Annotated in this window: 19 protein-coding genes and 2 other annotated features; of the genes, 6 read left to right on the top strand and 13 right to left on the bottom strand. The window is 32.3% G+C overall.

The features are described 5' to 3' along the window. Positions 1-32 precede the first annotated feature (32 nt). From IAI10_RS11095 to IAI10_RS11085, 3 genes are read right to left on the bottom strand one after another with little or no spacing between them, the layout of a single operon-like run. On the bottom strand, positions 33-944 hold the full coding sequence (locus IAI10_RS11095; protein WP_315673330.1) for a cysteine synthase family protein: 912 nt from the start codon (positions 942-944) through the stop codon (positions 33-35). A gap of 17 nt (positions 945-961) precedes the next feature. Further along, positions 962-2,107: an aminotransferase class I/II-fold pyridoxal phosphate-dependent enzyme gene (locus tag IAI10_RS11090; RefSeq protein ID WP_315673329.1), complete on the bottom strand. Its 1,146-nt coding sequence runs from the start codon at positions 2,105-2,107 to the stop codon at positions 962-964. Between the two features lie 53 nt (positions 2,108-2,160). Then, on the bottom strand, positions 2,161-2,784 hold the full coding sequence (locus IAI10_RS11085; protein WP_315673328.1) for a class I SAM-dependent methyltransferase: 624 nt from the start codon (positions 2,782-2,784) through the stop codon (positions 2,161-2,163). Positions 2,785-2,872: 88 nt separating this feature from the next. Further along, positions 2,873-3,117, bottom strand: a binding site (T-box leader). Between the two features lie 160 nt (positions 3,118-3,277). On the opposite strand from IAI10_RS11085, the gene IAI10_RS11080 reads away from it, so the two are divergent. Then, positions 3,278-4,459: a M20 family metallopeptidase gene (locus IAI10_RS11080; protein WP_315673327.1), complete on the top strand. Its 1,182-nt coding sequence runs from the start codon at positions 3,278-3,280 to the stop codon at positions 4,457-4,459. Positions 4,460-4,518: 59 nt separating this feature from the next. On the opposite strand, the gene IAI10_RS11075 is transcribed toward IAI10_RS11080, so the two are convergent. Both IAI10_RS11075 and aspS read right to left on the bottom strand, forming a co-directional pair. After that, positions 4,519-4,740, bottom strand: a complete 222-nt coding sequence (locus IAI10_RS11075; protein WP_315673326.1) for a hypothetical protein — start codon at positions 4,738-4,740, stop codon at positions 4,519-4,521. 192 nt (positions 4,741-4,932) lie between these two features. Further along, positions 4,933-6,213, bottom strand: coding sequence for an aspartate--tRNA(Asn) ligase (gene aspS / locus IAI10_RS11070; protein ID WP_315673325.1), 1,281 nt, complete (start codon positions 6,211-6,213; stop codon positions 4,933-4,935). A gap of 196 nt (positions 6,214-6,409) precedes the next feature. Next, positions 6,410-6,618: a binding site (T-box leader), on the bottom strand. Between the two features lie 148 nt (positions 6,619-6,766). On the opposite strand from aspS, the gene IAI10_RS11065 reads away from it, so the two are divergent. From IAI10_RS11065 to cooS, 3 genes are all read left to right on the top strand, one after another. Continuing rightward, on the top strand, positions 6,767-7,087 hold the full coding sequence (locus tag IAI10_RS11065; RefSeq protein ID WP_315673324.1) for a PilZ domain-containing protein: 321 nt from the start codon (positions 6,767-6,769) through the stop codon (positions 7,085-7,087). A gap of 287 nt (positions 7,088-7,374) precedes the next feature. Continuing rightward, complete coding sequence (locus IAI10_RS11060; protein ID WP_315673323.1) at positions 7,375-7,788, top strand: Rrf2 family transcriptional regulator; 414 nt, start codon at positions 7,375-7,377, stop codon at positions 7,786-7,788. Between the two features lie 115 nt (positions 7,789-7,903). After that, positions 7,904-9,787: an anaerobic carbon-monoxide dehydrogenase catalytic subunit gene (gene cooS / locus IAI10_RS11055; RefSeq protein ID WP_315673322.1), complete on the top strand. Its 1,884-nt coding sequence runs from the start codon at positions 7,904-7,906 to the stop codon at positions 9,785-9,787. Between the two features lie 123 nt (positions 9,788-9,910). On the opposite strand, the gene ribA is transcribed toward cooS, so the two are convergent. From ribA to IAI10_RS11040, 3 genes are all read right to left on the bottom strand, one after another. Continuing rightward, positions 9,911-11,095 carry a GTP cyclohydrolase II gene (ribA, locus tag IAI10_RS11050; protein ID WP_315673321.1) on the bottom strand — a complete coding sequence of 395 codons (1,185 nt, stop codon included), beginning with the start codon at positions 11,093-11,095 and terminating at the stop codon, positions 9,911-9,913. A gap of 14 nt (positions 11,096-11,109) precedes the next feature. Continuing rightward, positions 11,110-12,174, bottom strand: coding sequence for a bifunctional diaminohydroxyphosphoribosylaminopyrimidine deaminase/5-amino-6-(5-phosphoribosylamino)uracil reductase RibD (ribD, locus tag IAI10_RS11045; protein ID WP_315673320.1), 1,065 nt, complete (start codon positions 12,172-12,174; stop codon positions 11,110-11,112). A 353-nt stretch (positions 12,175-12,527) separates the two neighbouring features. Then, positions 12,528-12,776 (bottom strand): hypothetical protein, encoded by a 249-nt coding sequence (locus IAI10_RS11040; RefSeq protein WP_315673319.1) that lies wholly within the window; start codon positions 12,774-12,776, stop codon positions 12,528-12,530. A gap of 379 nt (positions 12,777-13,155) precedes the next feature. On the opposite strand from IAI10_RS11040, the gene IAI10_RS11035 reads away from it, so the two are divergent. Next, positions 13,156-13,689 carry a GNAT family N-acetyltransferase gene (locus IAI10_RS11035; protein WP_315673318.1) on the top strand — a complete coding sequence of 178 codons (534 nt, stop codon included), beginning with the start codon at positions 13,156-13,158 and terminating at the stop codon, positions 13,687-13,689. A gap of 60 nt (positions 13,690-13,749) precedes the next feature. On the opposite strand, the gene IAI10_RS11030 is transcribed toward IAI10_RS11035, so the two are convergent. Together IAI10_RS11030 and IAI10_RS11025 are read right to left on the bottom strand one after the other, a co-directional pair. Beyond that, on the bottom strand, positions 13,750-15,762 hold the full coding sequence (locus IAI10_RS11030; protein ID WP_315673317.1) for an ATP-binding protein: 2,013 nt from the start codon (positions 15,760-15,762) through the stop codon (positions 13,750-13,752). A gap of 534 nt (positions 15,763-16,296) precedes the next feature. Further along, on the bottom strand, positions 16,297-17,157 hold the full coding sequence (locus tag IAI10_RS11025; protein ID WP_315673316.1) for a patatin family protein: 861 nt from the start codon (positions 17,155-17,157) through the stop codon (positions 16,297-16,299). A 264-nt stretch (positions 17,158-17,421) separates the two neighbouring features. Here IAI10_RS11025 and IAI10_RS11020 point away from each other — a divergent pair, with 264 nt between their 5' ends. After that, the gene (locus tag IAI10_RS11020; protein WP_315673315.1) at positions 17,422-19,536 is read left to right on the top strand and encodes a diguanylate cyclase domain-containing protein; all 2,115 of its coding nucleotides are present in this window, start codon (positions 17,422-17,424) and stop codon (positions 19,534-19,536) included. Between the two features lie 18 nt (positions 19,537-19,554). Here IAI10_RS11020 and IAI10_RS11015 read toward each other — a convergent pair whose 3' ends face one another. The 3 genes from IAI10_RS11015 to IAI10_RS11005 form a co-directional block, all read right to left on the bottom strand. Next, positions 19,555-20,937, bottom strand: coding sequence for an MATE family efflux transporter (locus IAI10_RS11015; RefSeq protein WP_315673314.1), 1,383 nt, complete (start codon positions 20,935-20,937; stop codon positions 19,555-19,557). A 168-nt stretch (positions 20,938-21,105) separates the two neighbouring features. Continuing rightward, positions 21,106-21,948 carry a YjjW family glycine radical enzyme activase gene (locus tag IAI10_RS11010; RefSeq protein WP_315673313.1) on the bottom strand — a complete coding sequence of 281 codons (843 nt, stop codon included), beginning with the start codon at positions 21,946-21,948 and terminating at the stop codon, positions 21,106-21,108. After that, the gene (locus IAI10_RS11005) at positions 21,938-23,464 is read right to left on the bottom strand and encodes a YjjI family glycine radical enzyme (RefSeq protein ID WP_315673312.1); all 1,527 of its coding nucleotides are present in this window, start codon (positions 23,462-23,464) and stop codon (positions 21,938-21,940) included. Before IAI10_RS11005 ends, IAI10_RS11010 begins: the two co-directional genes overlap by 11 nt. Between the last annotated feature and the right edge of the window lie 76 nt (positions 23,465-23,540).

The following is a 23,540-nucleotide window of genomic DNA, read 5'->3' as shown; positions in this document are numbered from 1 at the left end:
CTTAAATAGCTCACCTTTTCCCATATATTTTACTATTCGTATATATTCTTGCTGAAATACCTGTCTCCTCTATCTGGAAGCACCACAACTATATTTCCTCTGTCTATAGTTTTTGAAAGCTTTACTGCTGCTGCCACAGCTGCACCTGAAGAGGATCCTACAATAAGCCCTTCCTTTAATGCCAATTCCTTAACCATTTTGAAGGCTTCCTCATCATTAATCTTAATAAAATCATCCACCAGCTTTATATCTAAAGTTGCTGGTATAAAATCATTTCCTATACCTTCTATCTGATAACAGCTTGCCTCTCCTCCTCCTATAGTAGAGCCTTCAGGATCAGCTATTATATTTTTTATATTCTTATTCTTCTCTTTAAAATATTTAGCTATACCGGTAAAAGTACCCCCGCTTCCAGCACCAGCTATAAAATAATCTATATTACCTTCTAATGCTTCATATATTTCAGGTCCTGTAGTCTTATAGTGAGCGTATGGGTTCATAGGGTTCTCAAACTGGCCAAGAGCTATGGAATTTTCTGTAGTTCTAAGAAGTTCTTCAGCCTTTTTTATGGCACCTTCCATGCCAAACTCTCTCGGAGTATTTATGATTTTAGCCCCAAGAGCTTTCATTAGCTGCTGCTTCTCCACCGAGAATTTCTCTGGAACCACGAATATAATATTATATCCCTTTTTTAAAGCCGCAAAAGCCACTCCTATCCCTGTATTCCCAGCGGTGGCTTCAATAATTGTATACCCTTTCTTTAATGCCCCTCTTTTCTCTGCATCCTCCAGCATAAATACCCCAATTCTGTCCTTAACGCTTCCTCCTGGGTTGAATTGCTCCAGCTTTGCAAAAATATTTACTCCCTCTTTCACATCCAAGCTGTTTATTTTTAATATAGGTGTATTTCCAATAAGTTCTCTTAAATCATTAACATATTTCATAACATTCATCCCCAAAACTATAATTTCGCTTCATTAAAAGCATTATCCAAATCCTGAATTATATCTTCTTTGTTCTCTATTCCCACAGATACTCTTATGAGATTATCAACTATCCCTATTTCCTGTCTTATTTCATAAGGTATGGAGGCATGAGTCATAGAAGCTGGATGGCACACTAAGGATTCCACTCCCCCAAGGCTTTCCGCTAAGGTAATCAATTTAAGACTTTCAAAGAATTTGTTCAAGTCATATTCTTTTTTCAATACAAAGGATAGCATAGCTCCTGCTCCTCTGCTTTGAGCTTTATGAATTTCATAGCCTTCATGATCCTGAAACCCTGGGAAATAAACTTTTTCTACCGCAGCATGGTTTTTAAGATAATTTGCTACATGAATAGCATTATCAATATGTCTATCCAATCTTACTCCTAAGGTTTTTATACCTCTTATAAGCAGCCAAGCATCGAAAGGATTCAAAATTCCTCCTGTAGCATTTTGTATAAAATGAAGCCTTTCAGCTAATTCTTTATTATTCACTACAGCAAGTCCAGCAATTAAATCACTATGACCTCCAAGATATTTGGTAGCGCTGTGAACCACAATATCTGCTCCTAATTCTATTGGCTGTTGAAGATAAGGTGTCATAAAGGTATTATCTACTATTGTTAGTATCCCCTTACTTTTAGCAAGTGAAGATATCTTTGTTATATCGGTTATGCTCATGAGAGGATTTGTAGGTGTCTCTATAAATATTGCCTTAGTCTTAGCATCAACGCTTTCTTCAACCTTTTTCAAATCTGAAGTATTCACTATTTTATATTCTAAATTAAATTGAGTAAAAATCTTATCTATTATTCTATAGGTGCCGCCATAAACATTATCTGAAATTAGGATTTTGTCCCCGCTCTTAAATAATGTAAGCACAGCTGATATAGCTGCAAGCCCCGATGCAAAGGCAAAGCCAGCATAGCCTTTCTCTAAGTCTGCAATAAGTTTTTCTAATGCAGCTCTAGTAGGATTACCAGTCCTTGAGTATTCATATCCCTTGTGCACTCCTAAAGCGGTTTGTCTGTAAGTAGAAGTCTGATATATAGGCACGTTTACTGCACCCGTAAGTTCATCCCCATCAATTCCCCCATGTATTAACAATGATTCAATATTCATGTTTATTCCTCCAAAGTTTTATTTTATTGATTCTGCTTTAAAGCAGAGCCTATTTACTTAACTGCTGTTGCTATAAATATTCCTGTTTCAGTTCTTTCACCCTTGCTTGAATAGCCTATACAGCTTAAATCTGTGTTTTCAATCTCTATATTTTTAAATCCAGCTTCTCTAAGCCATGTTGCAATTTGCTCATTATTAAAACCAAGCCATACATCAAACATTTCTTCTCTGGCCCATTCTCCGTTGTGCTCTTTAACATCAGAAATCACTACTCTTCCTTCTGGTTTTAATATTCTATTCATTTCTTTCATAGCTGCTGCTGGATTTTCCACATGGTGCATAGCCATGTTCGTAAATATAACATCTACAGAATTATCAAATAAAGGTATATCTTCCATAGAGGCCTTTATAGGATATATATTATGCTGATTTTCATTTTTTGACTTATTATATATCTGCTTTAACATATTTGTAGAAACGTCCATAGAAAATACTATATTTGCTCTTCTAGCAAGCTCTAAGGATATAAATCCAGTTCCGCAGCCTAAATCAGCGCACACCTTAGAATCTATATCAACCTTTGAAATTGCAGCATACTTCAGCTTTTCTTCAAAGTACTCACTTCTTATTACATCCCAATTTTGAGCTATGGAATCAAAATATTTTACTGAACTCATTTAACTCACCTCTATTTTTTATTTTGGCTTACTTTAATAAATAGCTTTATATTTATATAAATTTGAAAACAAAAAAACCTGCCTCCGTTACAGAGGCAGGTTGTATATCCCGCGGTTCCACTCTGTTTATTGCACAAATAAAATATGCAAAAACTCATTTTTTGGTACTATCATACCTCAACGCTTTAACAGGCGTACCCGCTGGCATCTACTAAATTTCAAACCAGTACTCAGAGATGCAATTCAATGAACTTCCACCTAAAGCTGCTTACACCCAAGGCAGCTTCTCTCTGAAGGCTTACTTCCATCTACTCTTCTCTTCACAGTATTCCAACTATTCTTATATGTTTTCTATACTTCATTATATTCTTTTTATTCCATTTGTCAACTCATTATTTTTTAAATTCAAAAAATTTTTATTATTTAGTCCCAAATTAAATTCTTCATGATATAATATGCACTATCATATAGTTTGCATTGGAGTTGATTTCATATGTATTCAGATAGAATAGCCAAAATTTCTCAAGAAATAAAAGAAGAGCTTATAGCACTAAGACGGGATATTCACAAGCATCCCGAAATAGGCTTTAAAGAAAATAGAACTTCCTCCCTTATAGCTGATATACTTGAAGGATTAAATATTGAAGTACAAAGAAACAAAGCTGTAACTGGAGTAGTTGGCTTATTAAAAGGTAAATATCCAGGTAAAACAGTACTTTTAAGGGCTGATATGGACTGCCTACCTATTCAAGAATTAAATGAACTTGAATACAAATCCGAGTATCCTGGCCTTATGCATGCCTGTGGTCATGATGCTCATATTAGCTGGCTCATAGGCACTGCTATGATCTTATCCAAATTAAGAGAAGAACTTCACGGAAATGTGAAATTTGTTTTTCAGCCTTGTGAAGAAAGATCTGGAGGGGCCGAGCTTCTTATAAAAGAAGGTGTGATGGAAAATCCTAAAGTAGACATAGCCTTAGGCGCTCACATATGGCCAGATATCCCCAGCGGAAGCATAGGAGTAAAATATGGAGCCATGATGGGAGCACCAGATGCCTTTAAGATAATAATAAAAGGTAAGGGAGGTCATGGGGCCACTCCTCAAAATTGCATAGATCCTATTTCTATAGGTTGCCAAATTTATAACTCGATTCAAAACGATCTTACAAGAAGAATAGATCCATTAGAACCAGTTTTAGTAAGCATATGTAAATTCAACGCTGGATCAAATTATAATATAATACCGGACTCTGCTGAATTAGAAGGTACCATAAGGACTCTAAGCCATGCTGCAAGAAAAAAAGTGCCTTCAATTTTGGAAAGTACCATAAAAGGCTTGTGTGAAGCCAATGGAGCTTCCTACGAATTTAAATATGAGGCATTCTGTCCTCCTGTTATAAATGATGTTGATTTAACAGCCTTTGTGGAGAAAAACGCTAAAGATTATTTAGGTAATGACAAAGTTACCTTAATAGAAAGGCCAACCATGATTGGAGAAGATTTCTCCTGCTATCAGGAAAAAGCACCTGGAGTGTTCCTTCATATAGGTAATTATAACGAAAATAAGAATACAACTTATGGACTTCATCATCCAAACTTCAATGTGGATGAAGATGTAATACCTAATACCTCAAGACTTTTCGCTTATTTAACTCTTAAGTATCTAGAATAAAGCTTAATAGAGCTTTAAGACCAGGAAAAAAAACTTGCCTTAAAGCTCTATTTATTTCATTACATATTAACTTGTTCTACATTTTCAGGTATATGTATTTTGTTATTATGTTTTTTTAAATTCAAGTATTGAATATAAGCCATACCGCCCCAGAATGCACATAACAAAATCCATAAAAAAGCAAGCAAATTCCTCTTCTCAATAATATTTAGCACCCCATTAACAATAGAAATAGCAGAAGTAGCTAAATCCGTTATTATCAGATTTTTAAATTTTTTCACTTTCACACCTTCTTTATTCCATAGCCTTATAATAAGGTAAAAAGTAAGAGTCAATAGTACAGAGTTATAAATTTGCTGCAGGCTAATTTTGACCCCACTTCTTACTTTTTACCTCAGCTGCAAATTTCTATTCTTATTATATCACATGGAAATAAAGATTTAATTTATTTGTTATGATTTAAAACTTGTATTCTATGGTACCAATCTATTTCTGTCTCTTGGAAACATGGAGGTTTCTCTCACATTATTTAAGCTTAAAAGAAGAGCTAAAAATCTCTCAAGCCCAATAGCCATTCCGCCATGAGGAGGCATTCCATACTTAAAAATATTTATATAGCTTCCAAAATCCTCTGGATTCAATCCTTTTAATTTAAAGCTTTCTACCAGCATTTCATAATCATGAATTCTCTGTCCTCCAGAGGTTATCTCCATTCCTCTAAATATTAAATCATAGGACTTTGTCCCTTGTCCCTTAGGCATAGTATACATAGGCCTTTTATTTCTGCTATAATTTGTTACAAATATAAAATCGATATTTTTCTTATCTTTCGCATATTCGCTTATAAGCCTTTCTGCTTCTGGATCTAGATCATCTCCCTCTACAATTTTAGAGTACTTTTCCTTTAAAATTTCTGCCGCTTGTTGAAAAGTTATCCTGGGAATGGATTTTTCCATATTAGGTATTTCTGCATTTAGGAGCTGAAAATACTTTTTGCCCTCCTTTGATAATTTGTCTATTATATGCTTCAATAGCTTCTCTTCCATGTCCATAATATCTTTCTCATCTTGGATAAAAGCCATTTCTAAATCCATGCTGGTAAATTGATTGAGGTGCCTTTTAGTATCATGTTCCTCAGCTCTAAAAAAGTTTCCTATTTCAAATACTCTCTCATATCCTGCCGCTACCATCATCTGCTTATAAAATTGAGGACTTTGAGCCAAATAGGCCTCTCTATCAAAATATTTAACTTTAAAAAGTTCAGTCCCTCCCTCAGCTCCTTCAGCAACAATTTTAGGTGTAATTATCTCAGTAAAGCCTTCATTGGAAAGAAATTCTCTAAAACCTTCCAACAATATATGCTGAACCTTAAAAATAGCGTTATTTTTAGGATTTCTTAGACTTAACACTCTATTATTAAGCATAGTATCTAAATTAATATCCATTTCTTCTTTATTTATCTCTATAGGAGTCTCTTCCGATTTAGAAATTATATTAATTTTATCCACAGCCACTTCAAAGTTATTCAGTGAATTATTTGATTTTTGCACAACTCCTTGAATTTCTACCACAGCTTCATTTCTAAGCTCAGCACTATCCATTTCCTTACTGACAACACATTGTACAAGTCCACTTCTATCTCTCAGAATAACAAAAATTATATTTTTAAGCTTTCTTACTCTGTGAATCCATCCTTTTAATAAAACTTTATTACCGATATTTTCTTCTAAATTTTCTATCAACAATCTTTCCATAACCAAACTCCCCTCTTTTTAAAACATATATATACTAAAACAAAAAAACTTCCCTCCAATTTAGGAGCGAAGTTACGCGGTGCCATCCTATTTAATCAAAAGGATTATACATATAGTACAAAAGAAATGTTTTAATTCAGCGTAAAAATCAACTCTGATTTAAAAAACGAATCCAAAAAACAAAAGCCCACTCCTAAATAGGAGTGAGCATATATCTCACGGTACCATCCTTATGATTAACTCTACGCCCTTTAACGGTGGCTTCCGATTTACTCTACTTGAGGCCTCATTTCAAATAAACTTCTCTGAGATGTCCTTCATCAATTACTTTCATGCGAAGCTCCCACCAATCCCCGCTCTCTTTGATTACTGATAATAGATTACTCTTCTCTTCACCGAATTTAAAAACATTTTACTCTTAATATATATAACTGTCAATAGATTTTATAATTTTCAGAATTTTTATTTACATCTTTATTAATTAATGGTAAAATAAAATCATAAAGAATACGTTTACAGTAACGGCTAACTTTATTGTAGGAGGAGATTGCTTATGATATCCACACTAAAAGACGCTCGAACTGTCTCTAGAATAAAAACTAAGATTTTTCTAAATATTATTCACGGAAAAAAAGTCATTAAAGGCTTTACTGTGGATCTTTCTTGTTGGGGCCTGCGATTTAAGACTAATAACAGCTTAGATGTAGGCGATTTGGTTTCTTTGTCCTTTATATTTAAAAGCTGCTACTTTCTCAATGCAAAAATAGTGGAAAAAGTATCCGAAAATGAATATAGAGCTCTGTTCATTTTTCATGATTTACAACCAAAGTACTCCTTGGATCACCATATAGAATTTGAAAAACAATATTTATAATAACTTATTAAACAATAATTTGAATCAAGTAAGAAGTAAGAGTTGAGGAAAATAATAATTATAAATTTATAAAAAATTCAGCAAGGTTGAATTTTTGCCTTTACTTTTGCTTCTTAATTTTTACTCATTAATGTGTTCTTATCTATTTCTCTTTAAAATAACTTTATCTTCATTGTGCAACAGCTCCACTGTTTTGTTAATAAAAAATATTTTATATATTGACAAAACGCTTAGCTAATATTATTCTTAATCTATACCAATTGAGTATACTTTAAAGGAGAAAACCTATGAAAATAACGCAAGAAGCTGATTATGCACTAAGAGTAGTGCTTTATCTCTCCAAGCTTGGTTATGATAACAAAATGGATGCAGCTACTATAGCAGAGCATGAAGGCTTGCCACTTAGATTTTTATTAAAACTGCTTAGAAAGCTTATAACTGCTGACATTATAAAATCTTATAGAGGTGTAAATGGAGGCTATGCACTAAATAAACTTCCTGAAGATATAACCTTTAAGGATGTTATTCAAGCTATTGATGGTCCCATTTGCGTAAATAGATGCATTTATGACCCATCTTATTGCAATGTGCATAGAAGTAATAAATGTGAAATTCATAATGCTCTAAGTCAAGTACAGATTGATCTTCTTGCCCAATTAGGTAAAATAAATTTTAAAAATTTAGAGTATCCTTCAAAATAACCTATAGAACATAAATGAGGAATGAAAAATTCCTCTTTTTAAAGGCAAATACTATACCAAATTAGTATACTATTTATCAAATTTTTATTTTATATATTCAAGGAGGAAATTTTAAATGAATACTTGTGGAAATTGTACACTATGCAGCAGCGCTGATAAGGTTCTTGAGAATTTTATTGCCAATTCTAATGTAGAGACTTCTCATCATAGAGTTGAAGGTCAGAAGGCAAAATGTAATTTTGGTAAGCAAGGAGTCTGTTGTAAGCTTTGTGCCAATGGTCCATGCAGAATAACTCCTAAATCTCCAAGAGGTATATGTGGAGCTAATGCTGATACCATAGTTGCTAGAAACTTTTTAAGAGCTGTAGCTGCTGGTGCAGGTTGTTATTTGCATGTTGTTGAAACTACTGCTTTGAATCTAAAGAAAACCGGAGAGAGCAAGGGTATTATAAAAGGCGAAAAAACTTTGAATCATTTGTCCCAAGTTTTTGGTATAAAAGAAGAGGACTTACATAAGAAAGCTATTTCAGTAGCAGATATGGTACTGAAAGATTTATATAAACCTAGATATGAAAAGATGGACTTAGTAGAGAAGTTAGCCTACAAGCCAAGATATGAATTATGGCAGAAGCTTAATATTCTTCCTGGAGGAGCAAAAGCGGAGGTTTTTGATGCCGTAGTAAAAACTTCCACAAATTTAAACAGCGATCCTGTAGATATGCTTGTTAACTGCTTAAATCTTGGTATTTCTACTGGTCTTTATGGACTTACTCTTACAAACCTTCTTAATGACGTTATGCTAGGTGAACCAGTTATAAGACCTGCAAAGGTAGGATTTAAAGTAGTTGATACTGATTATATAAACATAATGATAACAGGTCATCAGCATTCTATGATAGCGCATCTTCAGGATTACTTACTAGAAGATTCCGTAATAGCTAAGGCTAAAGCTGTTGGTGCAAAGGGCTTTAAATTAGTTGGATGCACTTGTGTGGGACAGGATCTTCAATTAAGAGGAGAGCATTATAAAGAAGTTTTCTCAGGACATGCTGGTAATAACTTCACAAGTGAAGCGCTGATTTCCACAGGCGGAATTGATATGATAGTATCTGAATTCAACTGTACTCTTCCAGGTATTGAGCCTATAGCCGACGAATTTGAAGTTAAAATGCTATGCATAGATGACGTGGCTAAAAAGGCTAATGCAGACTATGTAAATTACAGCTTTGAAGAAAGAGAAGCTATAACAGATAGAATTATAAATGAGGCTATAGATAGTTATACTAACAGAAGAAAAGATGTAAAGATAAATATTCCAATGAATCATGGCTTTGACGATGTAATAACTGGTGTAAGTGAAGGATCCTTAAAAGAATTTTTAGGCGGAACCTGGAAACCGCTAGTAGATCTAATTGCTGCCGGGAAAATCAAGGGAGTAGCAGGAATAGTGGGCTGCTCTAATCTTACTGCTAAGGGACATGATGTATTTACTGTGGAGCTTGCAAAAGAACTAATAAAGAGAGATATTTTAATTCTATCTGCTGGCTGTTCTAGCGGTGGACTTGAAAACGTAGGCTTAATGTCTCCTTCTGCTGCTGAGCTTGCTGGTGACAGCTTAAAAGAAGTCTGCAAGAGCCTTGGCATACCTCCAGTATTGAACTTCGGCCCTTGTCTTGCTATAGGAAGACTTGAAATAGTTGCCTCTGAGCTTGCAGAATTTTTAAATATAGATATCCCTCAGCTTCCTCTTGTTTTATCTGCACCTCAATGGCTAGAAGAGCAAGCTCTTGCAGACGGCTGTTTTGGGCTAGCTCTAGGACTTCCTTTACATCTAGCTATTCCTCCTTTCATAGAAGGAAGTGAAATTGTAACAAAAACTCTAACAGAGGATTTGGAAGGCTTAACTGGAGGAAAATTAATCCTTGAAGACGATGTTACAGAAGCTGCAAATAGGCTTGAAAAGATAATATTAGATAGACGAAAAGGACTAAATTTGTAATTACAAACTAAACCTTACGACCATAAATTGTTAAAGCTATGAATACAAAAACCTGCGTGAACAGAATTAAACCTCTATTACATGCAGGTTTTTTATTTTAAATTTATCTTTTGTCATTAATAATTAGAAAAGGTGTCCCATCTTATCTCTTTTAGTTTTAAAATACCTTTCATTATGTAAATTTGTTTTCATAATTAATGGAACTCTCTCAACTATTTCAATACCGTGTCCCTTAAGCCCAACTATTTTTTTAGGATTATTAGTCATTAATCTTATCTTTCTTACATTTAATTCTCTTAATATCTGGGCGCCTATTCCATAATCTCTCATATCCGCTGGAAAACCTAATGCAAGATTTGCTTCTTCGGTATCTAAGCCTTCTTCTTGAAGCTTATATGCCTTTATTTTATTAATAAGTCCTATTCCTCTTCCTTCTTGCCTTAGATAAAGCAAAACTCCCTTTCCTTCATTTTCTATTGCATGTAAAGCTGAAGCCAGCTGTTCTCCGCAATCACATTTAAGTGAATGAAAGGCATCGCCAGTAAGACATTCTGAATGAACTCTAACAAGAACTTCATCATCTTTTGCTATATCGCCCTTTACAAGTGCTACATGATGTTCTCCATTAAGCTTATTCACAAATCCCACCATATTGAAATCACCATAAGCTGTAGGCAGCTTAGCTTCTGCTTCCTTAACCACATAACATTCTCTTTCTCTTCTGTAAGCTATTAAATCTTCTATAGATATTATCGTTAAATTGTGATCCTCTGCAAATTTTTTTATTTGCGGAAAAAATGCTATAGATCCATCCTCTGTAAGTATTTCACATATTACACCTGAAGGATATAATCCAGATAATTCTGCTAAATCTGATGCCGCTTCAGCATTAGCTGCTCTTTTTAACACTCCTCCATTTAAAGCTTTTGTAGGAAATACATGCCCTGGAATCCTAAAATTTTTCGAACCCTGTGGATTTTCAGCCAACTTTTGTACTGTTAGCGCTATATCATCAGCTGATACTCCACTAATTGTGTCCTGGAAATCCACCGATACTGTTAAATCTACCTTTTTCAAATTATTATTTCCATTAAATTGGGGGAAATTTAGTTCTTCCAACCTATCTTCCTTCAATGAAACATAAATTGAGCCTCTTCCATTTTTAATCATAAAATTAATAGCTTCTTTTGAAACTTTTTCAGAAGCCATTACTAATGATCCTCTGCTTTCACTGCTTTCTTCATCCACAAGTATAAAAATCTCTCCATTCTTAAATCTATTCAAAGCATTCTCAATACTTCCAAACATAAAAACCCTCCTATTTAGTTATTTATATATCCACTGATTATGACATCGCTGCCTATAACTTCGTGGGTTACTTTATTTAATACAATTGCATCAGCCATTTTATCTATCCCTTTGCCTGCCACAGCTGTAACAGCTTCTTTTCCTCCTATTATTTTAGGTGCAACTGCTACATATACCTTATTCACTATTTTGCTTTCAAAAGCTGACCCTAAAACTCCACTCCCTCCTTCTATATATAAGGAATCTATTTTTCTTTTTCCAAGTTCTTTCAGCATTACCTTAAAATCTATTCTTCCATTGACCTCATCTAATTTTATAATTTCAGCTCCTTTATTTAAAAATGCATTTTCTTTTTCAATTGATATATTTGAAGATACCACAATTATTGTTTTCATACTCTCATCTATTTTTAAAACATTGGCATCCATATTTATATCTCCATGCCGAGATAATATTATTCTTACAGGATTGGATATCTTAACTCCTTTTAATCTTGTGGTTAACATAGGGTTGTCTTTGCGTACTGTATTCTCTCCAACCATTATAGCTGCCACTCTTTGTCTTAGATGATGAACAAATTCTAAGCTTTCATCTCCGCTTATCCATTTTGAATCCCCTGTCCTAGTTGCTATTTTACCATCTAAACTCATTGCCCACTTGGTAAAAACGAAGGGAGTCCCTTTACTTATAAAATGCAAATATATTTCATTTAAGCTTTCACAATCCTGTTTTAATACGTTAGTAATCACTTCAATTCCAGAATTTGCAATACGCTCTATATTTTTAGGATCTTTATCTGGATTAATATCTAAGGCTCCAATATATATCCTTTTTACACCGCTTTTAAAAACTGATTCCCAATCAGGCTCAAAATTAGTATACAATTCCGAATTGGCGGAATCTTCACCTGCATTATCTATAGCTTTTATAACTGCATCTTCTCCGTAAAAACTCTTATAGGCACTGCCAACTATTTTATCGTTTTTTACTAATATAGCCCCTACTAGCGGATCTGGATTTACAAAGCCAATTCCTTTTTTAGCTAAGTAAATTGTCTGTCTCATATATATATCATTCATTATTATATCACCTTACTATATATTATTTACAGCCTACTCAATTTAAAACTTATTTGAAAATAATGTCACTTTTTTGATAATCTAAATTTATCATAGTAAAATATTATTGTCAATAATTATTACTAATTGATAATGATACATGTATATTGAAAATACTTATTTTTCAAAATCATCTCATATTTTATGCATATTATTGTATGTTTATAAATATCTTCACAGCATCAAATATTGATTTTTGTAACTACTTCTAAAAATGCAAATCCAAGCTCACCACTTTACTTTCAACTTAAAATTTCAATTTGTTGAATTAATACTGAGCTTGGATACATATTTAACTTATTAAAATTTAATTTTTAACAGCATCTATTGCAGCTGCAATTGCAATCGCAGGGATCACCATCTATAGGATCACTATTTATATTTATTACATTAGTATTCACATTGGGATCATTATTCACAAAAGTACCTGCGAGCAAGGCTAGAAGCGCTCCAGCTAACAATGTTCTGCTTATTCTCGGTCTGGTTACATTTGTTACTACTATAGGTTCACAACATGGCCTGCAGCATGGTCTGCAACAATTTCTTCTTGCACATGAGCCCACTCTATCTCCTCCTTTAGTTCTTTAAGGAACTATCACCTATAAAAAATATATGATAATCTCTCTATTACATATTATTCAAAAAATCCAGTATTGCACTCTCAATTTTACAATTTACGGCCCTAATTTTTTTCAATATTTTTTTTATATTATTTATTGCATTTTTAATCATATCGATGTATAATTACACGCAGACAGTAAGTTTATATATTTTTGTATTAACCATTTAACTTAAAATCATGTATTATTAATTCTAATATTCTAAGCTTTTATTATGTAGAATATTGGAGAGCTGTTAATTAAAAAGTAATTATTTACTTGTATCCACATGATTATAAGTTGATTTTTTTATTTAGAATATTTTAATACTGGGGGTAGATCGATGGAACAAATGGTCTTTGTGGTTAGAAAGGCTGTAGAGGATGATATTCCTCAAATTCAAAACATAACTAAGGAAGCTTTTGGATCTTATTCAAGAGACGCAGAAATAAAAATAACTCTTCCTGCACTTTGCGAAACTTATGAAATTATAAAAAATGATGTAATGTCAAAATTGGTTTTAGTTGCTGTATGTAATGGTACTGTAATTGGAAGCGTCAGAATTGAAATAAAACCTGACAAAACTGGTTACCTTAGCCGTTTCGGTGTGAGCTCATCTTACCAAAAAAATGGTGTTGGCAAGATATTAATGAATGCCGTAGATGAATATATGGAAACCTTAGGCATAAGAAGGCTTTATCTGCATACCGCTTCTCGAATGTTTTCACTTGTAAGATTTTATTATGGAAGAGGTTTTTATATTGAATCAACCACAACGGATCGAGGATATATTAGAGCGTTATTTTGTAAGGAATATGCATCTGCACATGTAAATGAGCAAAAAGAAATAAGCTTACAAAAATGTGCGGTTGTTTAATATAGAACAAAAGGAGCTGCATTATATTAGATTGCTTTCTAATATAATGCAGCTCTTTTGCTAGTTATTATATATGTCCGAAAACTCTATATCTATTTTTTCTTCATGGGCTGTGCTGATTTCTTTCATAGCAATTTCTTTATAAGTTATCTTCTTATTCGCAGGTAAACTTATAGTAAAAGTAGTTCCTACATCATACTCACTTTCTAAAGCAATTCTTCCCCCATGCATTTCAACTAAAGACTTCACAATTGATAGCCCAATCCCGCTGCCTTCATTATTTCTAGTTAATGATTTATCCACCTTTGCAAATCTTTCAAATATAATATTCTGTTTATCTGTTTCAATTCCAATACCATCATCATGGATTATTATATCTACAAAACTTTCTCTATCGCATACACTTACAATTATTTTACCATTAGGCTTACTAAATTTCACTGCATTAGATAATAAATTAAGCATTATCCTATCTATTGCTTCAGAATCACAACTTATTATTTTTTCCTCCACATCAGTATCAAAAGTGATACTGATATTTTTATCTTTAATATATTGAACTGCGTCTTGAGTTATATTTTCTACTATTTCCACTATATTATGTTTAGCCATAGATAGTTTTAAATATCCTGAATCTATTTGAGTTATATCTATTATATTATTTACCAGCCTTATTAGCCTATATGAGTTCTGCTTCATTATTCCTAGATATTTATCAATGTCTCTATTTTCACTTTTTAAGCTGCCATCTCTGGAAAATAAATTTAGAAGCTGAACTGTGCTCAAAATCACATTTATGGGTGTTCTTAGTTCATGAGATATATTTGAAAAAAACTCTGCTTTTAATCTGTCATTTACCTTGGCTTCCTTAAGCTTCTGAGAATACTCATAAGCTCTCATTTCATTATTAAGCATATCTCTAAGCATTAAAATTATAAGTGTTATTATAAATATAAAAATCCCCCACTGAGAAAAGTATATTGGTATATGCTTCACATTCAAATTCCAATTTATTAAATCCTCAACAGCAAAAGAGCACATAAGGAAAAAGCTTAAAGATATAAGTTTTGTAGCCTGATTTCCTTCCCTATAAGATTCAATCAATATATAAATAAGCAAAAGCATATTTATTCCAAACAAAATAAAAAATATAGGTTGAACTAGAATAATCGAACTTACTCTCAAAAAATCCATTGTAAATGCAGCTAAAACAAAAATAACATGAGACTTAGCCATTATAAAAAGATATTTAGAAAATCTGTTATTTAATATGTGCTTAATCAAATTGTAATATATGGCTGGTAATATGTAAAAGGCGGTACCAGATATATACTTACACAAAGTATAATTAGATGTGAAAATTTGTTTAATCTCACCATCTGATAGAAGCCATATTCCAGTGATTATACATGCTGCACTAAAATTAATACATATGGGTTTATAGCTTTTCCTTATAAATCCCAGCGGTATTGAACATAATCCGATAACAATGAATATAAAAGCTAATATAGCTTGCATAAGATTAGTTTTTATCATATTAATAACCAATTTGTTTTTATCATCTATGCTAATACTTCTAATATATCCTATATTTGCTTTTTCAGAGGAGTACATTTTAATATATAAATCCTTGCCTGAATAATCATTAGGCAGGTCAATAAAATGAGTAGGAGACCCTATGGTATTGTTCAAAGTGCTTTTATTAAAGCTTCCATAGCTATAAATCACATTTTTATCCATATACACTTGAAAAATCTGATCATAAGCCTTAAGCATCAGGGCTGCATTTTTAATAGGCTCGCCTTGAATACTAATTTTAATCCAGACATAATTATTGCTATTAACTTTAGGTTTACCAGGTATATTGAAGCTGCTCCAACCAGTTTTGCTCCATTGTGAATCTACTGGAATAGCAGAATTTACCTCAGCTATATTCACTGACTTATAATAATAATGCAACTGACCATTATTACCTTTATCAGAATTATAAACTAAGACATAATTCATAAAAATCAATGGCGCTATAGTTAAAGTAACAATAATTAATATAATCATAGGATTGTATTTTTTCATTTAATCACTTCCAAGAATATTCATTGTTTTATTATACCAAAACAAAGATTGAATTCCAATTATTAAGAGCTTATTACTACACGTATAAAATACGATTGTTCTATTGAAAGGCTTATTAGAAATTGTTTTTTAACTATTTACTAATAATTATCAATATATTTTGACACATTGATAATTTTCCTCCGTATTTAATAAATAGTGAAGCATTTCGTCAATAGTCATTATATAATATCATTAAAGATTAAATCGTTAGAAAATTCATTAAAAGGAGGGTATATTATGGCAAAAATAAGAAAAGCTGCACCTTTAACATTTTCAGCTGCAATCATCTTAGCTTCTGCTTTTTTCAGTCTTTATAATCCTTTCTAAGCAATTATAGTGATTATATACTATTTGCTTAATGCATTCGGAGGTAGCATTATGTTTGTAGCACCCAGTAGATGGGAGTTGTATTTTCAAATGAAATATACAACTGAGAAATTTTTATAGCGGAGTTTACAGCCTTATTAAATAAGAATGTAAACCCCGCTAATTTTATTTTTGCAGGAATTCTATTATTTGTTTATATTTTTCCTCTGCATCCCTATAACCATTTTTGTATAAAGCTATTAGTTTATCTTTATCCTTCTCTAATCTTCCAACTTCTATCGGTTTACTAGGTGTTAAGACTAATACCTTGTTTTCTTTTTCTAACTCTTCTATGTACTCTAAAGTATCATTGTATAGCATGTATCTTTCCTTCATAGCTTTAACTATTCCTGGATATTTTGCATAAAGCTTGCTTGCTGCCCACCCAAGTTTAAAAGGTTCTTTCCTATATCCTTTATTTCTTGTAAGCACCACTATATTTTTTTTATTCCCATCTGCTATGGCTTTTCTTATAGGAATTGGATCTGCTATACCTCCATCTAGAAGAGCTAGTCCATCATAGTGAACTATTGGAGCTAAAAAGGGCATGCTGCTTGAAGCTCTTATAGCTGTAAGTATATCCTCTTTATTTCCTTTAAAATGGTCTTTATTAAAATACACTGGTTTTCCTGTAACACAATCAGTAGCAACTATAGTAAAATTCTCTTCACAGTCAAAAAATTTATTATAATCAAAAGGATCAAGTATATTAGGAAGCTGATTGTAAGCAAAATCGATACCGAATACACTTTTTTCCCTTAAGAGATTTCTAAAGCTTAGATATCTCTTATCATTAACATAATCAACATTTATTCTCCTGCTTCTCTCCTTCTGCCTAGATACATAAGAAACTCCGTTACAGGCTCCTGCAGATACTCCTATAGAATATGATAACCATATATTCTTTTCCATAAAAAAATCCAGAACACCGCAAGTATAAAGTCCTCTTAGTGCTCCTCCCTCTAAAACTAAACCAATATTACTCATTCTCAACCACCTTGTCAAATAAATATAATAATATCATTATAACATAAAAAATAATCCTCAATAATATAACAGCTATTAATACTAGCCTTGATGCTATTTATGTATATCAAGATTTTAAATATGTTATATGATCACTTTTATGATATAATGTAATTATTTAATATGTAATGACTGACGCATGTTTTAATATTTATTGTAAAATACGTTATTGTAACCCAGTGCTTCAATTATATTTCTATAATGTTTTAAGTAGGTGTTTTACCAATGAATCATAAAATAGGACTTATTTTTATGCTATCTATTTTATTATCCCTTGCATATCCAAACAAGATTACTTATGCTTTTGAAAACATTAATAACTTAAATCTTACACAGGATGAAATTCAATGGTTGGATGGAGGTTCTAACAAAACTATTTCAGTAGGAATAGATAACAAATCCAGCATAGAATATTTTAACTCTGATAATTCCGCCAAAGGTTACCTACTTCCCTTAATTGATACAATTAATAAAGATTTAAAAATAAATCTGGAACTGAAACCTACTGATAGGCCCGAAGATAATAATTTTGATCTTATATATAACAAAATCGCATCTCATAATGCTGCTGTATCAATACCTGTGATTAAGAATTCTTACTTGGTTCTCACTAGAAATGGCAGCAATATATCTACTTTAGGTGACTTAGATAACAAAATGGTTGGAGTATCATCCGATGATTTTGTTGTAGAAAAGCTTTCGGATAAATACAAAAATGTTTTTCTGCCCTATAATAGATATAATTCTGAAGAAGATGCGGTGAATGATCTAAGAAAAGGTATAATAGATGCATTCATAACTTCCTCTAAACAAACCATGTATTATTATATACATAAATATAAAGATTTGTCCTATTCCTTTACCATTGATGATATAACCTCAAATATGTTCTTTTCATCTGTAAAAAACAATACTATGCTTATTGATATACTGGATAAAGAGCTTAATCATCTCATCTCAAATGGAACTTTAGCTAAAATGGTGAATAAATCTGAAATAGACTACAATATAATGATACTTAATTTGTCTGATGTTGAAAAGAAATGGCTTAATGAGAACGAAATTGCTACCTTTGGAGTAGCTAAAAATTACTTGCCCTTCGATTACTATGATGGCAAGTTAAAAGGCATTGATGGTGAAATATTAAATGCAATCACTAATTTGGTAGGAATAAAATTTAGATATGAAGTTGATGATTTTAATAAACTGCTGCCAAAGATGAAATCTGGTGAAATAGACATGCTAAACGTGGCTAAAACCCAGGATAGAAGCAATTATATAATTTACCCTGCACCATTAAGCACTGATAAAGATGTTATAGTAGGGAAAAATTCCAACGAAGAAGTAATGGATATCTTTGGACTTGAAGGAAAAAAAGTTGCAGTAGTAAAGGGATATTGGCATAATGATTTTCTTACCAAAAATTTAACTAATGTTAAAATAATCGAAACAGATAATATTCAAGAATCAATGAAGCTTGTACACGAAGGTAAAGCAGACTATCTTATAGATAACCCATCTATAATAAATTATTATATTAATGAGCTTAGATATTTCGATTTAGTGCAAAAAGGAACTACTAGTACTGCCTCCTATTTATATCTGGGTATATCAAAAAATTCTCCTGAGCTCGCCAGTATTATAACCAAGGTACTGCCTTTGCTGGATATAACCAAATTATCAAAGAAAGGTTATGTTGAAGTTCCTCATGAGAATCTTGATAAAAGTTATCAGAGGCTTATTGTTATCAATGTGGTATTAATATTAGTAGTAATTTTTATATTCATATTCTCTATAAAGCTTATTCGTGAACTTATAAAATCTAGGACAGAAAAAGAGCTTTTAAAACAAAGAGAATATCTGCTTTCAATAGACTCTCTTACAGAGTTATTTAATAGGAATTACTTTCATTCGAAGGTATTACCCTCTCTTGATAGCATGGTTTATCCTCAAACACTAATAATTTGTGATATAAATAATCTAAAATATGTAAATGACAATTATGGTCATTATTATGGAGATATTTTAATAAAAATGTTCGCAGATATATTAAAAACTGCTTTTTCTAATAAAGATTCAATATTTAGAATCGGTGGAGATGAATTCATAATTATTTTAAGCAGCTGTGATGCTTCAAAGGCAGAAGAGCTTATTCAAAGCATAGCCTCATTATCCGCCTCAAAATCTTTTTCCACAGAGGACGGAAGGTCTTTTAAGGTATCTGCTGCTATAGGTTACGCTGTAAGATATTCCTCTTATTCAAAATATGATGAATGGTTCAAAATAGCAGATATGAATATGTATAACAGCAAAAAAGATTATAAGAATACCGAAGTGTGAAAACTTCGGTATTCTTATTTAAATTACTATTTTATTTTCTAGTTCCGTATCTTTATCATACTTAATTCTTGTAAGCTTCTTCATTTCTGAGGCCGTCATAACATAGGATATTATTGAAGAAACTAAATCAGAAACTGCTGCTGCTGCCCATATACCATTCAATTTCATAAAATTAGGTAGTATGAGTATCATAGGAATCAATAATACGACTTGTCTAAGTAAGCTTAGAAACATAGAATTTTTTGCTTTCCCTACGGCTTGAAAATAATTTGCACAAGTAGTTTGGGCGCCTACAAAGGCAAACATTAGCATAAAAATTCTCATTCCATGAGCTGCCATTAGTATAAATTGATTATCATCCTTAGAAAAAATTTCTATTATCTGCTTAGAAAATAGCTGCACTAATATGAAACCTACTGTAGAAAAGCAAGTTGTTGCTATTATGTTATATTTTAAGGTTCTTTTTATTCTAGCTATATTTTTAGCTCCATAATTATATCCTATAATTGGTTGAGCACCCTGATTTATTCCTAATAGCGGCATTATTATAAGCACAGCTATACTATTTATAACAGAAAACGCTCCTATAGCAGAATCCCCTCCATATTTGGAAAGACTTTTATTGAAGGTTATAGTTACTAAACTAGCTGCTATTTGCATAGAAAAAGGTGACATTCCTATGGCTATTATTTCATTAACAACTTTCTTTTCTAATATCATATTTTTTCTTTTTAATCTTAATAGGCTTTTTCCCTTAGTAAAATATGCAAATATCCAAATTGAACATACCGCTTGAGATATAAGTGTAGCTGATGCAGAGCCTACGACTCCCCATTTGAAACCAAATATTAATATAGGATTTATTATAAAGTTGAGAACTGCTCCTATCAGCATAGTTACCATAGCCATTTTAGGATTTCCTTCTGCACGTATTAAAGGATTCAATCCAAACCCAGCATTTTGTAGAACTGCACCAATCAATATTATTGTGGCAAAAGGTTTAGCATATGGCATAGTTTCAGCACTAGCTCCTAAAGCCTTTAAAATAGGATTCAAAAATATGAGACCAATTATAGTTACCAATATTGAAAGCATTATAGAGAGTGTAAAAGTATGTCCTATTATTTTTTCTGCCTCTTCCTGCTTTTTTTCACCTAATTTAATAGATACAACAGCTGCTGCTCCTATTCCAACCAGCATACCCACCGCCATTATTACATTTGATATAGGAAAAGTTATACCTACACCAGAAAGTGCGATTTCGCCCACTCCTCTTCCTACAAATATTCTATCCACTACACTATATAGAGCATTTACCAGCATTCCTATAACTGCTGGTATAGAAAATTTTAATAATAATCTACCTACGCTCTCCACCCCAAGTTCTTTGGACTTATCCATTAATTCGTCCCCCTTATAAAAATATTATTTTTGAATAAAAACGTTAAACAGCAAATTGCTTTAAAAATTATTATGAGCTTTGCCCAAGTTAATTTTAAGCTTAGGACAAAGCTCATAATATTTTGTTATACTCCAATTTGCCATCTATAATTCATAATTTATATTTTGCTAAAGTATAACTTCTACCTTTTCTACTCCAATTTTCTTTATCTTTTCAACTAAGCTGCTAATTCTCTCTTCAGAAGGAATTTTAGCCTTAATTAGCTCCTTCTGTTTTTCCTGAAGTCCAACTGCATGAACTCTTATAAGCTTATAGGTTACCTCTGGATAATCCTTTATAATGGAAGCCACTGTGGTTGTTGTATTCTCTACATCCATATAATCCTCGATGATTACAGACCTTACCTCGTAAACCTTGTTTAAGCTTAAAAGGTACTTAAGATTATCTAAATTATTTCTCATATCCGTAGCACAAAGCTTTCCTATATTATCTACAGCTTTTATGTCCACCATAAATTTATCTGTAACCTCAATTAGAGGCGCCATATTAGCTTTATCAAAAAATCCATTAGTATCAACAAAACAGGTAAGTCCCAGCTTTTTTACCTCTTTGAAAAGTTCAGTAATAAAATCAGCTCTAAGAGTTGGCTCTCCTCCTGAAACAGTAATTCCTCTTATAAATAGCTTATAATCATCTATTTTCTTAAGAAGCTCTTCCGCCGTATATTCTGCAGTTCTTGGTGAAGAAAATTTTTTACAGGTTTTTATACATGTATCGCATTCTACGCAAAGCTTCTGATTAAAGCTTATATTCCCATCATTATCCTTAATAGCTTCCACTGGACATTTACAAACGCATTCCATGCAGCCTACACATTTATTTATTGTTTCAGGGTTGTGGCAGTATACGCAGTGTATATTGCAGCCTTGAAAAAATATAGCTAATCTATTTCCTGGTCCGTCTACATTTGAAAAAGGTATGATTTTATTTACTACTGCTTTATTTTCCATCTTCTCTTACTCTTCTATCAAATACATGAGCCATAGCATTTGAACCATTTCCAAGCATATCTGTATCTCTTAGCACTGCCTTACCTTCTTTTACCTTGTTTGCTTCGCTCTTTTTAACCAAGTATCCAGTAACTCTTATTAAATCTGTATTGTGAAGATAAGTAGTTATATATCTTGCACCTGAAGCAAAAGCTCCATCAATTATATCTAAAGCCGCATCCAGTTTATTTAAATATGTCTGATCAAGAGCAAATAAATCTCCAGTTCCTGAAGTAAAATATTCATGAAAAGGTGCAGCTTGCTTTATATGAATAGGAAGTATTGGCTCTTGCCCTACTTTTATTCTATGAGCAGGGGTATTGCATTTATCCTCTTCGCTCAAACTAGCTCCCACCTGAGCATGAAGAAGATATCTATTATTAGTTCTCTCACAATATACTGCTTCATGACTCAATGCTATTCCTTCCACTACTTTTAGTATGCTGTGCCCTATTTCATCTCCACGCTCTGAAGTTCCGAAGGTTTCGTTAAGCCCTTCTAAATCTAAGATATAATTTACTGCATCAGCAAGCCCCACTATTCCAAACATAGCTGAAAAGTTTTCTCTTTTTATGAAGCCTTCCTTTACCAAGAAAGAGCTTTCAAAGAAATTAGATTTCTCTACTATAAATTTTACTCTTTTATCCATCATAGCTGCCATTGCCTTAGTAACTTTAGGTAATCTATCTGTTAAGAGCTCTTCAAGGGATTTTACCCCTTTTACAATAGTTCCAAGTCTAAGTCTTGGAAGAGTATAAGCTCCTCCAGCATTAGGAAGTGCATTATAGCAGCTGACTATTCTATGATCTCCTACATCTTGAACATATTTTTTATTATTGCTAAAGGAAGGTTTGGATACCTTGAGGCATGCTTCTGCTGCCTTTAAAGCAAAATCTCTTGGAGTAATATCCTTGTCGTATCTTATAGTCATATTTGGAGTAACATTCTCTAATTCTATAACTGCTTTTAAAATCAATTCTCCTGCCTTAGTTTTTTCCGGTCCTATATCTGCATGGCAGAAGGAATCAACTATAGTCTTATCCACATGGTTCAAAAATCTCTTTATTTTAATATAGTCTTTATCTTCATCAGTTATGAAAGGATCTATAAGCTTGTCTAAATCCCCTATAAAAACTGGGAAAGATGTAATTGAAGGTACGTGAGCATATAATATTAAAAGACTATCTAATAGCTCGTCTAAATCCTTTGGCGGATCTAATTCCAAAAATTCACAGCCTTTCTTCACCAATACGCTGTAATCAGGAACTATATATCTTGGTCTGTAAATTGCATACCCTTCATTTAAGTCACAGATCATTTCATTTTCTATATAAGTCATTTCTTCATCTGTATAGCCTAATATTTCTCTTGGATCAAATAGTCTTTCTGCTGCATTTGCAATATTAAAAAGTTTCTGCTGATATGTTAAGCTGCTGCTGGTAGCTATATCTAGTATCTCATTTAAGTTTGCCTTCATTAAATCTCTCTCCTTTATCATATATTGAATCATCCTATGTTTAATACATTAATATTTTAACATTCATAAATAAAAA

The organism is Clostridium sp. 19966, from assembly GCF_032335695.1.
In the GTDB taxonomy this organism is placed as follows: Bacteria; Bacillota; Clostridia; order Clostridiales; family Clostridiaceae; genus JACTOJ01.
Note: the sequence above shows the minus strand (reverse complement) of the source record. Positions and strands in the feature narration are given on the sequence as shown.

Excerpts from the sequence above, each read along its gene's own strand:
- IAI10_RS11020 (WP_315673315.1), top strand. The coding sequence starts at position 17,422 with ATGAATCATAAAATAGGACTTATTTTTATGCTATCTATTTTATTATCC.
- IAI10_RS11010 (WP_315673313.1), bottom strand. The coding sequence starts at position 21,948 with ATGGAAAATAAAGCAGTAGTAAATAAAATCATACCTTTTTCAAATGTA.
- IAI10_RS11030 (WP_315673317.1), bottom strand. The coding sequence starts at position 15,762 with ATGAAAAAATACAATCCTATGATTATATTAATTATTGTTACTTTAACT.
- IAI10_RS11080 (WP_315673327.1), top strand. The coding sequence starts at position 3,278 with ATGTATTCAGATAGAATAGCCAAAATTTCTCAAGAAATAAAAGAAGAG.
- ribA (WP_315673321.1), bottom strand. The coding sequence starts at position 11,095 with ATGTTTGGAAGTATTGAGAATGCTTTGAATAGATTTAAGAATGGAGAG.
- IAI10_RS11015 (WP_315673314.1), bottom strand. The coding sequence starts at position 20,937 with ATGGATAAGTCCAAAGAACTTGGGGTGGAGAGCGTAGGTAGATTATTA.
- IAI10_RS11065 (WP_315673324.1), top strand. The coding sequence starts at position 6,767 with ATGATATCCACACTAAAAGACGCTCGAACTGTCTCTAGAATAAAAACT.
- IAI10_RS11005 (WP_315673312.1), bottom strand. The coding sequence starts at position 23,464 with ATGAAGGCAAACTTAAATGAGATACTAGATATAGCTACCAGCAGCAGC.
- IAI10_RS11090 (WP_315673329.1), bottom strand. The coding sequence starts at position 2,107 with ATGAATATTGAATCATTGTTAATACATGGGGGAATTGATGGGGATGAA.
- aspS (WP_315673325.1), bottom strand. The coding sequence starts at position 6,213 with ATGGAAAGATTGTTGATAGAAAATTTAGAAGAAAATATCGGTAATAAA.
- IAI10_RS11035 (WP_315673318.1), top strand. The coding sequence starts at position 13,156 with ATGGAACAAATGGTCTTTGTGGTTAGAAAGGCTGTAGAGGATGATATT.
- cooS (WP_315673322.1), top strand. The coding sequence starts at position 7,904 with ATGAATACTTGTGGAAATTGTACACTATGCAGCAGCGCTGATAAGGTT.
- IAI10_RS11085 (WP_315673328.1), bottom strand. The coding sequence starts at position 2,784 with ATGAGTTCAGTAAAATATTTTGATTCCATAGCTCAAAATTGGGATGTA.
- IAI10_RS11025 (WP_315673316.1), bottom strand. The coding sequence starts at position 17,157 with ATGAGTAATATTGGTTTAGTTTTAGAGGGAGGAGCACTAAGAGGACTT.
- IAI10_RS11095 (WP_315673330.1), bottom strand. The coding sequence starts at position 944 with ATGAAATATGTTAATGATTTAAGAGAACTTATTGGAAATACACCTATA.
- IAI10_RS11060 (WP_315673323.1), top strand. The coding sequence starts at position 7,375 with ATGAAAATAACGCAAGAAGCTGATTATGCACTAAGAGTAGTGCTTTAT.
- ribD (WP_315673320.1), bottom strand. The coding sequence starts at position 12,174 with ATGAATGATATATATATGAGACAGACAATTTACTTAGCTAAAAAAGGA.